The sequence below is a fragment of the Bombilactobacillus bombi genome (assembly GCF_003522965.1).
GTDB classification, from domain to species: domain Bacteria; phylum Bacillota; class Bacilli; order Lactobacillales; family Lactobacillaceae; genus Bombilactobacillus; species Bombilactobacillus bombi.
The window spans coordinates 769,221-782,172 of the sequence record NZ_CP031513.1; the positions used below are offsets into that span (position 1 = coordinate 769,221).

18 protein-coding genes are annotated in these 12,952 nt (G+C 36.3%); 3 read left to right on the plus strand and 15 right to left on the minus strand.

The genetic code is table 11. The features are described from left to right. The first annotated feature begins 96 nt into the window (after positions 1–96). The 3 genes from DS830_RS03960 to DS830_RS03970 all read left to right on the plus strand — a co-directional run bounded on the left by DS830_RS03960 (position 97) and on the right by DS830_RS03970 (position 2,204). Positions 97–1,392, plus strand: coding sequence for a replication-associated recombination protein A (locus DS830_RS03960; RefSeq protein WP_118908326.1), 1,296 nt, complete (start codon positions 97–99; stop codon positions 1,390–1,392). Next, positions 1,382–1,660: a hypothetical protein gene (locus tag DS830_RS03965; RefSeq protein WP_147369736.1), complete on the plus strand. Its 279-nt coding sequence runs from the start codon at positions 1,382–1,384 to the stop codon at positions 1,658–1,660. Before DS830_RS03960 ends, DS830_RS03965 begins: the two co-directional genes overlap by 11 nt. Positions 1,661–1,730: 70 nt before the next feature. Next, complete coding sequence (locus tag DS830_RS03970) at positions 1,731–2,204, plus strand: universal stress protein (protein ID WP_118908328.1); 474 nt, start codon at positions 1,731–1,733, stop codon at positions 2,202–2,204. A gap of 160 nt (positions 2,205–2,364) precedes the next feature. On the opposite strand, the gene DS830_RS03975 is transcribed toward DS830_RS03970, so the two are convergent. From DS830_RS03975 to upp, 15 genes are all read right to left on the minus strand, one after another. Next, complete coding sequence (locus DS830_RS03975) at positions 2,365–3,573, minus strand: FtsW/RodA/SpoVE family cell cycle protein (protein ID WP_118908329.1); 1,209 nt, start codon at positions 3,571–3,573, stop codon at positions 2,365–2,367. Between the two features lie 8 nt (positions 3,574–3,581). Further along, on the minus strand, positions 3,582–3,818 hold the full coding sequence (locus tag DS830_RS03980; RefSeq protein ID WP_162887511.1) for a DUF2969 family protein: 237 nt from the start codon (positions 3,816–3,818) through the stop codon (positions 3,582–3,584). After that, complete coding sequence (yidD, locus tag DS830_RS03985) at positions 3,811–4,122, minus strand: membrane protein insertion efficiency factor YidD (RefSeq protein WP_118902174.1); 312 nt, start codon at positions 4,120–4,122, stop codon at positions 3,811–3,813. Before yidD ends, DS830_RS03980 begins: the two co-directional genes overlap by 8 nt. Before the next feature lie 5 nt (positions 4,123–4,127). Further along, on the minus strand, positions 4,128–4,298 hold the full coding sequence (locus tag DS830_RS03990; protein ID WP_118902177.1) for a DNA-directed RNA polymerase subunit beta: 171 nt from the start codon (positions 4,296–4,298) through the stop codon (positions 4,128–4,130). Between the two features lie 11 nt (positions 4,299–4,309). Beyond that, complete coding sequence (mreB, locus tag DS830_RS03995; protein ID WP_118908330.1) at positions 4,310–5,299, minus strand: rod shape-determining protein; 990 nt, start codon at positions 5,297–5,299, stop codon at positions 4,310–4,312. Positions 5,300–5,368: 69 nt separating this feature from the next. Then, on the minus strand, positions 5,369–5,602 hold the full coding sequence (locus tag DS830_RS04000; protein WP_118902183.1) for a DUF1146 family protein: 234 nt from the start codon (positions 5,600–5,602) through the stop codon (positions 5,369–5,371). Positions 5,603–5,746: 144 nt separating this feature from the next. Then, the gene (locus DS830_RS04005) at positions 5,747–6,175 is read right to left on the minus strand and encodes a F0F1 ATP synthase subunit epsilon (RefSeq protein WP_118908331.1); all 429 of its coding nucleotides are present in this window, start codon (positions 6,173–6,175) and stop codon (positions 5,747–5,749) included. Between the two features lie 14 nt (positions 6,176–6,189). Beyond that, positions 6,190–7,647 (minus strand): F0F1 ATP synthase subunit beta, encoded by a 1,458-nt coding sequence (gene atpD, locus DS830_RS04010; RefSeq protein WP_118902188.1) that lies wholly within the window; start codon positions 7,645–7,647, stop codon positions 6,190–6,192. 16 nt (positions 7,648–7,663) lie between these two features. After that, entirely contained in the window at positions 7,664–8,593 is a 930-nt protein-coding gene (locus DS830_RS04015; protein WP_118908332.1) for a F0F1 ATP synthase subunit gamma, read from the minus strand. Positions 8,594–8,609: 16 nt separating this feature from the next. Beyond that, positions 8,610–10,142, minus strand: a complete 1,533-nt coding sequence (gene atpA / locus DS830_RS04020; protein WP_118908333.1) for a F0F1 ATP synthase subunit alpha — start codon at positions 10,140–10,142, stop codon at positions 8,610–8,612. Positions 10,143–10,165: 23 nt separating this feature from the next. Then, complete coding sequence (atpH, locus tag DS830_RS04025; RefSeq protein ID WP_118908334.1) at positions 10,166–10,720, minus strand: ATP synthase F1 subunit delta; 555 nt, start codon at positions 10,718–10,720, stop codon at positions 10,166–10,168. Then, positions 10,698–11,219, minus strand: coding sequence for a F0F1 ATP synthase subunit B (gene atpF, locus DS830_RS04030; protein ID WP_118908335.1), 522 nt, complete (start codon positions 11,217–11,219; stop codon positions 10,698–10,700). The genes atpH and atpF overlap by 23 nt, the downstream gene beginning before the upstream one ends. Positions 11,220–11,261: 42 nt before the next feature. Further along, positions 11,262–11,471, minus strand: a complete 210-nt coding sequence (gene atpE / locus DS830_RS04035) for a F0F1 ATP synthase subunit C (protein WP_118902201.1) — start codon at positions 11,469–11,471, stop codon at positions 11,262–11,264. A gap of 18 nt (positions 11,472–11,489) precedes the next feature. After that, positions 11,490–12,203, minus strand: coding sequence for a F0F1 ATP synthase subunit A (gene atpB, locus DS830_RS04040; protein WP_118902204.1), 714 nt, complete (start codon positions 12,201–12,203; stop codon positions 11,490–11,492). A 118-nt stretch (positions 12,204–12,321) separates the two neighbouring features. Then, on the minus strand, positions 12,322–12,951 hold the full coding sequence (gene upp, locus DS830_RS04045; RefSeq protein WP_118908336.1) for a uracil phosphoribosyltransferase: 630 nt from the start codon (positions 12,949–12,951) through the stop codon (positions 12,322–12,324). Position 12,952: the final 1 nt, after the last annotated feature.

The following is a 12,952-nucleotide window of genomic DNA, read 5'->3' on the forward strand; positions in this document are numbered from 1 at the left end:
TTTCCAGTTCCATATTTATTCAAAGCAACCCCTTGGGTTGCTTTTCTTATATTATCAATTAATTTCCAATATTATTTTATGAAAGAAGAATGGCAGATGCAACATCCCCTTGCTTATCGTATGCGTCCCCGTAATCTTGAAGAAGTCGTTGGCCAACAACATCTAGTCGGTCCAGGAAAAATTATTAAGCGGATGGTCCAAGCCCGCTTATTGTCATCAATGATTTTATATGGTCCTCCTGGGACAGGTAAAACCAGTATTGCTAGTGCTATCGCGGGCAGTACTAAGTACGCTTTTCGCCAACTCAATGCAGCAACTGATTCCAAAAAGGAACTGCAAATAGTAGCCGAAGAGGCTAAGATGAGTGGTACTGTGGTTTTATTACTCGACGAAATTCATCGGCTTGATAAAATCAAGCAAGACTTTTTACTGCCTCTATTAGAAAGTGGTGAAATCATTCTAATTGGCGCGACCACAGAAAATCCTTATATTACCATTAATCCTGCTATTAGAAGTCGGACACAGATATTTGAAGTCTACCCCCTTACTCCACACGATATCCAAACAGCCTTACTTCGGGCCTTAAAAGATAAAGAACGTGGCTTAGGTAACTATCAAGTGCACCTTACTAGTGAGGCCTTAGAATTATTCACTACAGCGACTGCTGGTGATCTGCGCAGTTCTTTGAATGGATTAGAATTAGCTGTCAAATCAACTCCCAGCGATGAAAATCAGACAATAAATATTGACTTAAAAACAGCTGAAGAATCTATCCAAAAAAAGACCCTTTCTGCTGATAAAAATGGTGATGGGCACTATGATGTGATTTCTGCGTTTCAAAAGTCTATTCGTGGTAGTGATACAGATGCAGCTTTACATTATTTAGCTCGTTTGCTGGAAGCTGGAGACTTAAAATCCATAATTAGACGCTTGTTAGTAACTGCCTATGAAGACATAGGCTTAGCTAATCCTTCAGTTTGTCAGCGTACTGTTGCTGCTTGTCAAGTAGCTGATAGTGTGGGATTACCAGAAGCTCGTATTCCGCTAGCAGATGTTATTATTGAACTTTGTTTGAGTCCTAAATCTAATTCTGGGATTAATGCAATTGATGCTGCTTTAAATGATATTCGTTCTGGTAAAAGTGGCCAAATTCCTAACAGTCTTAAAGACACTCATTATAAAGGTGCTCAAAAATTGCAGCGTGGCCAAAATTATCACTACCCACATAACTACCCTAATGATTGGATTGCTCAACAGTATTTACCTAACCAACTCCAAGGCACGCAATATTATCAACCTAAAACTAACGGTAAGTATGAACAAGCCTTGAAAAAAACTTATGATCGATTATATCAACTTCAAAATAAAGAACGAGGTCATCATGATGATTAAATTGTTAATTATTCTCTTCATAATTTTATTAGCGCTTTTAGGAGTTTTTATGCTCACCCATTTAGAAAAACCCTTTTTTCTTTTTGACCAGCAACATTTAATAAGTGTGCAAAAAATAATGAAAATTACCGGCTATCTTTTATTAATTACGAGCATCATTGGAGTCTTTATTTTATTATTAGCTCCTTTGAGCTTTAATTTAGTCACCTTAGTTTTAGGAAGTGTAATTACAGGAGGCTTCGCTGTTATTATTTCTCGCTTTAGCTAGTAGAAAAAGATGATTTTTTAGTCAAAAAAGGTTAAACTAAAGTAAGAAAGTTAACATTGGAGGCGTAATGATGTTACAACAATATAACAACATTCTTGTAGCAATAGATGGTTCTTATGAGGCAGAAATTGCTTTTCATAAAGCTATTGAAGTTGCCAAAAGAAACCATGCTACTTTGCATATTTTACATGTAATTGATACACGGGCTTTTCAAGATGTTTCTAGTTTTGATTCCTCAATGGTAGAACAAGTAACTGAAACAGCAAAAAAAACCATTGATGAATATCAAACTACAGCTAAGGACCAAGGAGTCGCTCAAGTTGTTAGCAAAATCGAATATGGAGCACCTAAAACCACAATTGCACGTAACTATCCCAAAGATCATAAGATTGATTTAATTATGATTGGTGCTACTGGGCTAAATGCTGTGGAACGCTTATTAATTGGCTCAGTAACCGAATTTGTAACACGTAATGCTCCTTGTGACGTATTAGTTGTACGAACAGATATTGACGGAAAACCTATGAAAGCTTCTAAAAAATAGGTACTAGATAATTAATTATTTTCTTATACTAAAAATCTGATTTCAATAAAATGAAATCAGATTTTTTATTGGTTTTTAGGATTCATACAAATATTTGTAACTTTTTATAATAAAAAAGCACTATAACTTGTTAAACAAGCCATAAATGCTGTTTAAATCGTCAATCAAAATGATCACTGCTGAACATATAACTCTTGTAATGATATCTCATTGACATAATGACGCCTACACCAATCATATTGGCAATCAGAGCAGAACCCCCTTGGGAAATGAATGGCAGAGGGATTCCCGTCATTGGCAATAATCCAATACTCATACCGATATTTTCAAATACATGGAATAAAATCATTACTACAATTCCAGTTGATACATAAGCATAAAATTCATTTTTGGTATCAAAAGTTACTTTAACCATTTGTGAAATTAACAAAAAATACATCATAATTAATAAACATGAACCAATAAAGCCAAAGTTTTCTGCAATAACTGAAAAAATCATATCTGATTCACGTACTGGAACATAAACATTAGAATGGTTAAAGCCCTTACCTGTAAGCTTACCCGAGCCAACAGCTTTCAGATTTTGCCAGAGCTGATAACTATTATTAGACGTGTCATGCGCTGGATTGAGCCATGAGTCAATGCGCTCAAATTGATAAGCATGAAAGCCAATGTGACTTAATAATTCACGTCCCGAAGTTGTCGCCACCAACGAAATTGCCGTAAAACCTAAAATGGAAGCAAAAATTACTAAGCCGGTAATAATTCGCCAATCGATACCAGAAACTAACATTGTTCCTGCAATTATCGCTAAAAATACTAGCATAGTACCAAAATCTTTTTGGAGTAACATTAATACAATAACAGGCAGTGACCATAAAATCATTTTCCCAATTAGGATTTGATCACTATGCAGTGTATGTTCATGATAAGTATGATTGTGTTCTGTAACAACTCGACCTAACATCAAGATAAAGGCCGGTTTCATTAATTCCGAAGGCTGAAACGAAAATGGTCCTAGTGCAAACCAACTTTTAGCACCTGTTTGTGCAGCGTATTCGCGACTATATAAAAATAAAACTGCAACCAAGAGAAAAATTCCAATCCCATATGCATAAGGCGCAATCATCCATAATTGTTGTGCATCAAAATGCATAATAATTAAAACTCCAACTGCTCCTAAAATGTACCATGCTAGCTGGGAAACAACCATTTTGACTGGACTGCCAACAGTTCCATTATCATGGTTTGCCGCAACATAAATTGACATTAAACCAATTAACGCTAAAACCATTACTGAAAAAATTATTCCATAATCAATTCGTGAATTTTCATCATCATTTTTATCTTGTTTGTTTTTTAAGTTCATAATAGCTCCTAATGTAAATGCAGATTAAATTGCATTAAAGCACTGTTTAAAGCCTCATCTAAACTATTAACAACAACTTTAGGTGCCACACTTGTCGATACTTGCTCAACTTCATAGTGATGTTCATCTAATTTGGAAATATGAGCCACTGTTTGAGAACGTTTCTTCGAAGACACGATAACGCTCCAGTTAATATCAGATATTTCTTGTAGTTCAACATTAAAACTTCGTTCTTTTTTACTCATGAGGTTCCTTTCGTCTTTTGGGATGAAATTTTCGAGAAATAATCTCATCTTCATATTGTTCTGGATGAGGATTTTTCAATATTGTGAATTTGTCAGGTACAGGATCAAAACCACCACGATTAAAGGGATTGCAACGGATAATCCTTGCTAATCCCATAATTATTCCTAACAATAATCCATGCTTACTAATAGCTTCAATCATATAGGTTGAACAAGTAGGATAATAGCGGCATGAAGCTGGCAGACCAGGTGAAATATATCTTTGATAAATCTTTACTAACTTAATAATTATTTGACTAAACACATTGTTTACCTTGAAAACTGTAAAATATGCGACCAGGTACTAGGCATTAATGGCGTTAAAATATTGCCACCACCAATTACCGCTCCAATCATCGCACCAAGTACAAACAAAATTAAAACTGCTAAGATAATTAAAGCAATGGTTTTTAAAAGCTTATTGCCATGTGACTTATTCATAAAATCTTCCTTTAATATTGCTCATGATTCTCAATATGATCTAACAAAATACCAGTTCCTAAGGCAACAGTATCTAGCGGACTTTCGGCAATAATCACAGGTACTTGTAGTTCACGGGCAAATAGTTTATCAACTCCCGTAACTAATGAACCCCCACCAGTCAACATAACACCATGGTCAATAATATCTGCAGATAATTCTGGTTGTGCTTGCTCTAAAACAGTTTTAGCGCCATCAATAATTGTATAAAAAATATCATTTAACGCATGTTGCACGTCCACTTCTGAAATAGTCACACTCACAGGCAAACCAGTTTGCACATCACGTCCTCTAATAGTCATTGTGTTGTCTGGATTTGGTTCAAATACCGTCCCAATCTGTTTTTTAACATCTTCTGCAGTACGCTCACCAATTATAATATTACGATGTAATTTAACGTAATTTTGAATAGCAACGTTCATTTTATCGCCTGCTAAACGAATTGATTTGCTAGCAGCAATATCGCCCATTGACAAAATCGCAATATCACTAGTACCACCACCAATATCAATGACCATATTACCTTGCGGTTTGAAGATATCCATACCGGCTCCTACTGCAGCAACCTTAGGTTCTAATTCTAAATAAACATCTTTACTACCAGTTTGCTCAGCAGCTTCAATAATTGACTTTTGCTCTATGGAAGTGATGTTAGTTGGACAACAAATCATAATTCGTGGCCGAGAAAAAACAGTTTTCACGTTGGTTTTTTCAATAAAGTACTTTAGCATTTTTTCAGTAATATTAAAATCCGCAATCACACCATCTTTTAAGGGCCGAATTGCTTTGATATTGCCCGGTGTTCTACCGACCATTTTGTATGCTTCAGTGCCTACTGCTACCACTTGATCGGTTTGAGTATTAACAGCAACTACAGAAGGCTCATTAACAACAATTCCCTCTCCTTTGACATTAATCAAAATATTAGCTGTTCCCAAATCAATTCCAATAGATTTTGCCATCTTTTAGCCTCCAAACAAACTTTACCTGCACAAAATTATATCATAAATTATTATTAGTATACTTGCTATTTAGAACATAAATATCAAATTTTGGAAAGCCTGAACTAAACTAATAAAAAAAGAACTAACCGAATAACCAAGAGTAATGGCCACAAATATTAATAATAGTTTACCTAAATTACTATTTAATTGTGGTCGCAAAAATTTATCCCAATCTAATGTTTGAACAGCCATAAAAGCAATCCAAATAAAAAAAAGGTGACTAAAAATTATCAATAGATTTTGAATTCCAATTTGTTTCAATATATATCTCCTTTAAATATCATACCCTTTAATTTTAACAGAAAATCAGCAAAATTGGGTTAAAACAGTGCTTTCTGTACTAAAAAAGCGTCCTTAGCTATTGAATTTCATTCAACAACTTAAGAACGCTTTTGAACAACATAACTAGCGATGCTGAGAAACATTAATTCGATTAATCGCACGTGCTAAAGCTACTTGAGCTCGTTGGCGATCATCAATGTCATGAGTTTGTTCAGCTTTTTTAATACGCTTTTCAGCTCGTTCTTTAGCATAACGGGCCCGACGTAAGTCTATATCACGTGCACGCTCAGCGCTATCAGCAATAATAGTAGCAACATTATCTTTAAATTCTAAATAGCCACCATTCACTGCAATTTCATCTTCACGATTATCATTATCAGCTCGTAATGAACGTACTTCAGCAATTTGCAAAGTCGCAATAAGCGGCAAATGATTAGCTAAAATACCAAGATCGCCATCAGTTGCCCGAGCAATTAAGCGCCGAGAATGATGTGAATAAACTTGGCCGTCAGGAGTAACAATATTGACCTTAAAAATACCACTTTCGTCCATATTAACTCCTCCCACTAATTAGCTGCAGCTGCCTTGGTATTATCATCATTACTACTTTGAGCATCAGCTGGTTGATATCCCATTTTTTTAGCTTTTTCTAACACATCCTCAATGGTACCCACACTTCTAAAAGCATCTTCAGGGACATCGTCATATTTACCAGCTAGGATATCTTTAAACCCTTTGACAGTATCTTTAATAGACACATACGAACCTGGTTGACCAGTAAATTGTTCAGCAACATGGAAGTTTTGTGATAAGAAGAATTGCATCCGCCGTGCACGAGCAACGATTTCTTTTTCTTCGTCGGATAATTCATCCATACCCAAAATAGAAATAATATCTTGCAACTCATGATATCTCTGCAAAACATGTTGCACTTCAGTTGCAACTTGATAGTGTTCTTCCCCAACAATATTGGGATCCAATGCACTAGAAGTTGAAGCTAACGGATCAACAGCAGGATAAATACCTTGTTGAGTCAAACTCCGCTCTAAGTTGGTAGTAGCATCCAAATGGGCAAATTCAGTAGCTGGAGCCGGGTCAGTATAATCATCAGCCGGAACATAGACAGCCTGAATAGAAGTAATAGATCCCTTCTTTGTAGAAGTAATTCGTTCTTGCAATTGTCCCATTTCTGTAGCTAAAGTTGGCTGATAACCAACGGCAGAAGGCATCCGTCCTAATAAAGCAGAAACTTCAGAACCTGCTTGAGTAAAGCGGAAAATGTTGTCAATAAACAGCAAAACATCTTGGCCTTCCACATCACGGAAATATTCTGCCATTGTAACACCAGTTAAAGCTACTCGCATCCGCACACCAGGTGATTCATTCATTTGACCGAAAACCATCGCTGTTTTGGCTAAAACACCAGAAGCTTTCATTTCAAAATATAAGTCATTACCTTCACGTGTACGTTCACCAACACCAGTAAAAACAGAGATACCATTGTGTTCTTGGGCAATGTTATGAATTAATTCTTGAATTAAAACTGTTTTACCAACACCAGCACCACCGAAGAGACCAACTTTTCCACCACGCAGATACGGTTCCAACAAATCAATAACTTTAATTCCTGTTTCTAAGACTTCAGAAGTAGTATTTAAGTCATCATATTTAGGTGCATCTTTATGAATACCATCGCGTTGGACATCTTCGGCAATTGGATCGCCACCATCAATAGTTTCGCCTAAAACATTAAAAACACGACCTAAAGTTACGTCACCAACAGGAACACTGATAGGTTTACCTGTGTCAGTAACAACAGTTCCACGTTGCAAACCATCGGTACCAGACATGGCAATTGTCCGCATAACGCCATCACCTAATTCCAATGAAACTTCAAGCGTAATAGTACTACCTTGGCTAGTTTTAACAGTTAAAGCATTATTAATATCAGGTAAAGAACCATCAAGTGGAAATTCGACGTCAACAACGGGGCCAATAACTTGAACTACTTTTCCTTGACTCATTTAAACAACCCCTTTCTTATTCTAACGCTGATGCACCACCGATAATTTCGGTGATTTCAGTAGTAATTTGTTCTTGACGAGCACGATTATATTTCAATGACAAACTGGCAATCAAATCATCAGCGTTATCAGTTGCCGTTCTCATTGCAGACATTGATGCAGCATGTTCAGCAGTTTTAGCATCCATTATTGAACCGAAAACAATACTTTCAATATATTGTGGCACTAACTTTTGCAATACAACTTCGACAGATGGATCAATAATGTAATTAGGGTTATCTTCAATATTATCAAAATTAATATCATCAGCAATATCACGAGAAATTGGTAGTAACTCATTAACCTTAAAAGTTGAAGTTAACGAATTAACATGATGATTATGACAAATATACAATTGATCAAAAACCCCAGCATCAAACATTTCTACACATGTTTTGACCAATTTTTGAATAGTTAAAAACTTCGGAACATCTTCTACGCCACGATATTCATAAGCAACATTGTAACCGCGCTTTTTGAAGAAATCAGCACCAGTGCCGCCCACTGCAATTATCGTAAATTTAGACTTGTCGCCCTGATGATTTTTTTCTAACAAATCCATAGTTGCTTTAATGATTGTCGAATTATAACTGCCAACCAGACCACGATCAGAAGTAACAACAATATAACCGGTTTTTTTAATTGGTCGATTCTTCAAAAGGTGGTCTAAAGACATTACATCCTGCGACTGTTCGTCATCTGTGCTTTTGTATTGACTGATAATCTTACTTGCAACTAAATGACCCATAGTATCTTGCAGCTTTTGTTCATACAATTGATAGGCGTTAGATTTCTTTTCAATTTGTGTTAACTTGGCTCCAGAAACCATCTGCATAGCATTAGTGATTTGACCTGTCTTCTTAGTTGAAGCAATGCGGCGTTTAATATCCATTAAGGACTCAGCCATTAGTCATACCCCCTTACTATTGCTCTGTTTGATCGGTAGATTTTGCCGAATCATCAAAGCCATCGGCGAAATCTTTCACTGCTTGGGTCATTTTGTCTTCATCAGGCAAATTACCAGTTTCTTTAATTTCTTTTAACAAATCTGCATGATTACTATCAAAGAAATCAAAAAGTCCCTGTTGAAAATCTTGAGCTTTTTCAGCATCCAATTTATCTAAGAATCCATGTGTTAAAGCGTAAAAGATTACAACTTGCTTTTCCACTGGAATTGGAGCGTGCAGTGGTTGTTTTAAGATTTCCATGGTTATTCGACCACGATTCAATTTTGCTTGAGTCGCGTCATCCAAGTCTGAACCAAATTGAGCAAATGACTCAAGTTCATTATATGATGCAATATCCAATCTTAAAGTACCAACGACTTTTTTCATAGCTTTAATTTGGGCATCCCCACCAACACGAGAAACGGAGGTACCCGCATCAACAGCTGGCCGATTACCAGCATAAAACATATCACTTTGTAAGAAAATCTGTCCATCAGTAATCGAAATTACATTAGTTGGAATATAGGCAGAAATATCACCAGCTTGAGTTTCAATGATTGGTAATGCGGTCATAGAACCACCACCAAGCTTGTCACTCAATTTAGCTGCACGTTCCAATAAACGTGAATGCAAATAGAAAACATCCCCAGGATAAGCTTCACGCCCTGGTGGCCGCCGTAATAGCAAGGATATTTCCCGATAAGCAGCAGCTTGCTTACTCAAATCATCATAAACAATTAAAACGTGCTTACCGTTATACATAAATTCCTCGCCCATAGCAGCACCAGCATAAGGAGCAATGTACAACAATGGTGCGGGTTCACTAGGACCAGCTTCAACAACAATTGTATAATCCATTGCACCCATTTTCCGAAGAGTTTCTACTTGGGCTCTAATTGTTGATTCCTTTTGACCAATTGCAACATAAATACAAATCATGTTTTGATCTTTTTGATTTAATATTGTGTCAATCGCAATTGATGTCTTACCAGTCTTACGATCACCGATAATTAACTCACGCTGACCGCGACCAATTGGTACTAAGGAATCAATAGCTTTTAAACCTGTTTGTAAAGGTTCTGAAACTGACTGCCGTTCCATAACACCAGGAGCAACATTTTCAATTGGGCGGGTTTTATCTGTCTTAATAGCTCCTAAACCATCAACAGGTTGGCCTAAAGGGCTAACAACACGACCAATCAAGGCTTCCCCAACAGGTACTTCCATAATTCGTTTAGTTCTTTTAACACGATCGCCTTCACGAATATCATCGTATTTACCCAGAATAATAATACCAACATCATTAGTCTCTAAGTTTTGGGCAATACCAAATGAGCCATTGGTAAATTCCAACAACTCATTGGACATTACATTATCCAATCCATGAGCACGGGCAATACCATCACCGACGTAAGTCACAGTTCCTACTTCTTCAACTGCCAAATCGTCATGATAATTTTTCAGTTGCTCTTTAATCAACGAACTGATTTCTTCAGCTTTGATGCTCATTCGTTTCACCTCTATATTTATTACTAATCATTCAGTAATACGCGATTAATACCTCTGATTCTTGTAGCAATACTACCATCAATAATTTGACTGCCAACTTGAACAATCACGCCTCCAATAATTGAAGGATCAATTTTCATTGTAATATTAATCGTTTTTGCTGAAATTCTTTTTGTTAATGCTTTTTTTAAATTTTCGACTTGTTGTGAGTTCAACTTAACGGCTGAAGTAATAGTAGCATCATAAGTTCCAGTAGATTCATCATACAATTTTTCATAAGCGGCAGTGATTTCAGGAATTGCATTGAGACGCCGATATTCAAATGCCAACTTTAAAAAATTCTGCATTATTTTACTAGCTGAATTTGTTAATGTTGTTAAAATTTTTTGTTTCTCAATAGTCGATAGACGCGCATCAGTTAGAACAGCTCCCAAATCCGGAACTTGACGATATATTTCGGTTAAAGCTTGCAATTCTTCAAGAATTGCTTGCTTTTGGTTTTGTTCTTGCGCAAATTCAAATAAGGCCTTGCCATATCGCCGACCAATTTCATCACTACTTAGTTTCATGGCTGGCATTCAACTCCTTAATATACGAGTCGATCAGATTTGCTTGATCACTAACAGATAATTCGCGACCAATTATCTTTGTGGCAATGTCAACTGAAAGCTGGGCAACATCATTTTGAACTGACTTCATCGCATCTTCTTTTGCTTGCTGAGCATTAGCCTGAGCTCGAGATTGAATTTCTTGAGCCTCCGAATGGGCTTGATCAACAATACTTTGTCGCTGATCTTCACCTGATTTTTTAGCATCAGTAACAATTTGTACTGCTTCTACCTTAGAATCCTTTAAAGCTGCTTCGCGCTGCTGTTTTAATGCTTCCGCGTCATGGCGTTCTTGATCGGCATAATCAAGATCACCAGTAATCTTTTGATTACGTTTTTCCATCATATTAGTGATTGGTTCCCACGCATAGTGTTTCACCAATAGCGCCAATAAGATAAAAGCAATTAAAACAAACAACGTATCACCAAGTGATGAAGATTCTGCTGCTAATAATAATTTAGTTTGCAATGATACGTCATCCCTTTCTTATTAAGTTCCAACACTCGCTTATTAAAGAACCAGAAGAAAGGCAACAACAATCGCCAAAATTGGCACAGCTTCAATCAAACCAACACCGATAAACATTGTTGAACGTAATTGTCCAGCCATTTCAGGTTGACGAGCCATATTCTTAATAGTTTCAGAGATAACCTTTCCGTTACCATATGAAGCGGCCAATGCGGCCAAACCTGCTGCGATACCTGCACCTAAAAATTTCATTTAAATAATACCTCCAAATTATTCCGCTACAATCTTGTGTGATATATAGACAGTTGATAGTGTAACAAATACATACGCTTGGATTGCTCCAATAAATACTGAGAATCCCTGCCAAATCATTGATACTAACAATGATGGAATCCAAGTTAATATTCCATGTGAGCCAGCCATTTTGACAATTAAATCTAATAAAACTTCACCAGCAAAAATATTACCGTAAAGACGAAGTGATAATGTCAAAAAGTTAGTAAACTCTTCCAAAATATTAATTGGAGTTAAAAACCAGATAGGCTCGGCATAGTGATGGATATAGCCTTTAAAGCCTAATTGCTGAACACAGTAAAAATGGGATAAAACCATAGAAATAGTTCCTAAAGCCATTGTAACAATTGGACTTGAAGTTGGTGATTTCACAAACGTTTGCCCACCAACTGCAATTTCTAAAATTAAACCCAACTGGTTAGAAACAAAGATAAAGGCAAACATCACAAACACATAAAACATGATTGGTTGTGCTTGACCTTTGTCAGGAATCATTTGCTTGACAATACCATTGGTAAAATCAACAATCCATTCTAAAAGATTTTGAGCCTTTCCAGGTCGCATTTCTATTTTTCTTGATAAAGCAAAAAACAAAATGAAGACCAAGATTGCTGCAATCAAGGTTGACAAGCAATTTGCAATATTAAAAGTTAACCCACCAATTGTGATTAGTGGAGAAGATCCATTCAATCGATATCACTTCCTCCCCTTTATTATTTCATTGTACCTGAATTCACTCAAGCATAAGACCAGATTACCACCAAAAAACAACAAATTCAAAGCAAAAATAAATATTTTCTATATAAAATTATTTAGTTCCAAATAAACGATCTCCAGCGTCACCCAAACCAGGAAAAATATAACCATTTTCATTAATTTTTTCATCTAAAGCTGCAGCATAGATATCAACGTCAGGATGAGCAGCTTGAACTTTACGAACACCTTCTGGTGCTGCTACTAATACTACTAAGCGCATATGTTTAGCGCCCCGTTTTTTCAAGGCATCAATGGCCATATTCGCAGATCCCCCCGTTGCTAACATTGGATCAACAATAAATAATTCACGCTGATCAATATCCGAAGGCAACTTCACAAAATATTCGTGTGGTTTTAAAGTTTTTTCATCCCGGTACATCCCAATATGACCAACTTTAGCAGCTGGAATCAAACGTAAAACACCATCAACCATTCCCAATCCAGCCCGCAAAATGGGAATTACCGCCAATTTTTTTCCAGCTAATTCTTTTTGAACAGTTTCACCCATTGGGGTTTGTACCTTTGTATCTTTTAAAGGTAAGTCACGCGTCATTTCATAAACCATTAATTCTGCAATTTCATTCACAATTCCTCTAAATTCTTGCGTACCTGTTTCCTTGTCACGAATCAGAGTTAACTTATGCTGAATTAAGGGATGATTTAAAACTGTAAATTTGGACATT

Bases quoted from the DNA above. Each gene is read 5' to 3' on its own strand.
- DS830_RS03990 (WP_118902177.1), bottom strand. From the start codon at position 4,298: ATGAATAAGTCACATGGCAATAAGCTTTTAAAAACCATTGCTTTAATT.
- DS830_RS03970 (WP_118908328.1), top strand. From the start codon at position 1,731: ATGTTACAACAATATAACAACATTCTTGTAGCAATAGATGGTTCTTAT.
- mreB (WP_118908330.1), bottom strand. From the start codon at position 5,299: ATGGCAAAATCTATTGGAATTGATTTGGGAACAGCTAATATTTTGATT.
- DS830_RS03960 (WP_118908326.1), top strand. From the start codon at position 97: ATGCAACATCCCCTTGCTTATCGTATGCGTCCCCGTAATCTTGAAGAA.
- DS830_RS03975 (WP_118908329.1), bottom strand. From the start codon at position 3,573: ATGAACTTAAAAAACAAACAAGATAAAAATGATGATGAAAATTCACGA.
- DS830_RS04005 (WP_118908331.1), bottom strand. From the start codon at position 6,175: ATGGACGAAAGTGGTATTTTTAAGGTCAATATTGTTACTCCTGACGGC.
- atpE (WP_118902201.1), bottom strand. From the start codon at position 11,471: ATGAAATTTTTAGGTGCAGGTATCGCAGCAGGTTTGGCCGCATTGGCC.
- DS830_RS04015 (WP_118908332.1), bottom strand. From the start codon at position 8,593: ATGGCTGAGTCCTTAATGGATATTAAACGCCGCATTGCTTCAACTAAG.
- DS830_RS03980 (WP_162887511.1), bottom strand. From the start codon at position 3,818: ATGAGTAAAAAAGAACGAAGTTTTAATGTTGAACTACAAGAAATATCT.
- upp (WP_118908336.1), bottom strand. From the start codon at position 12,951: ATGTCCAAATTTACAGTTTTAAATCATCCCTTAATTCAGCATAAGTTA.
- atpH (WP_118908334.1), bottom strand. From the start codon at position 10,720: ATGCCAGCCATGAAACTAAGTAGTGATGAAATTGGTCGGCGATATGGC.
- atpD (WP_118902188.1), bottom strand. From the start codon at position 7,647: ATGAGTCAAGGAAAAGTAGTTCAAGTTATTGGCCCCGTTGTTGACGTC.
- DS830_RS03965 (WP_147369736.1), top strand. From the start codon at position 1,382: ATGATGATTAAATTGTTAATTATTCTCTTCATAATTTTATTAGCGCTT.
- atpA (WP_118908333.1), bottom strand. From the start codon at position 10,142: ATGAGCATCAAAGCTGAAGAAATCAGTTCGTTGATTAAAGAGCAACTG.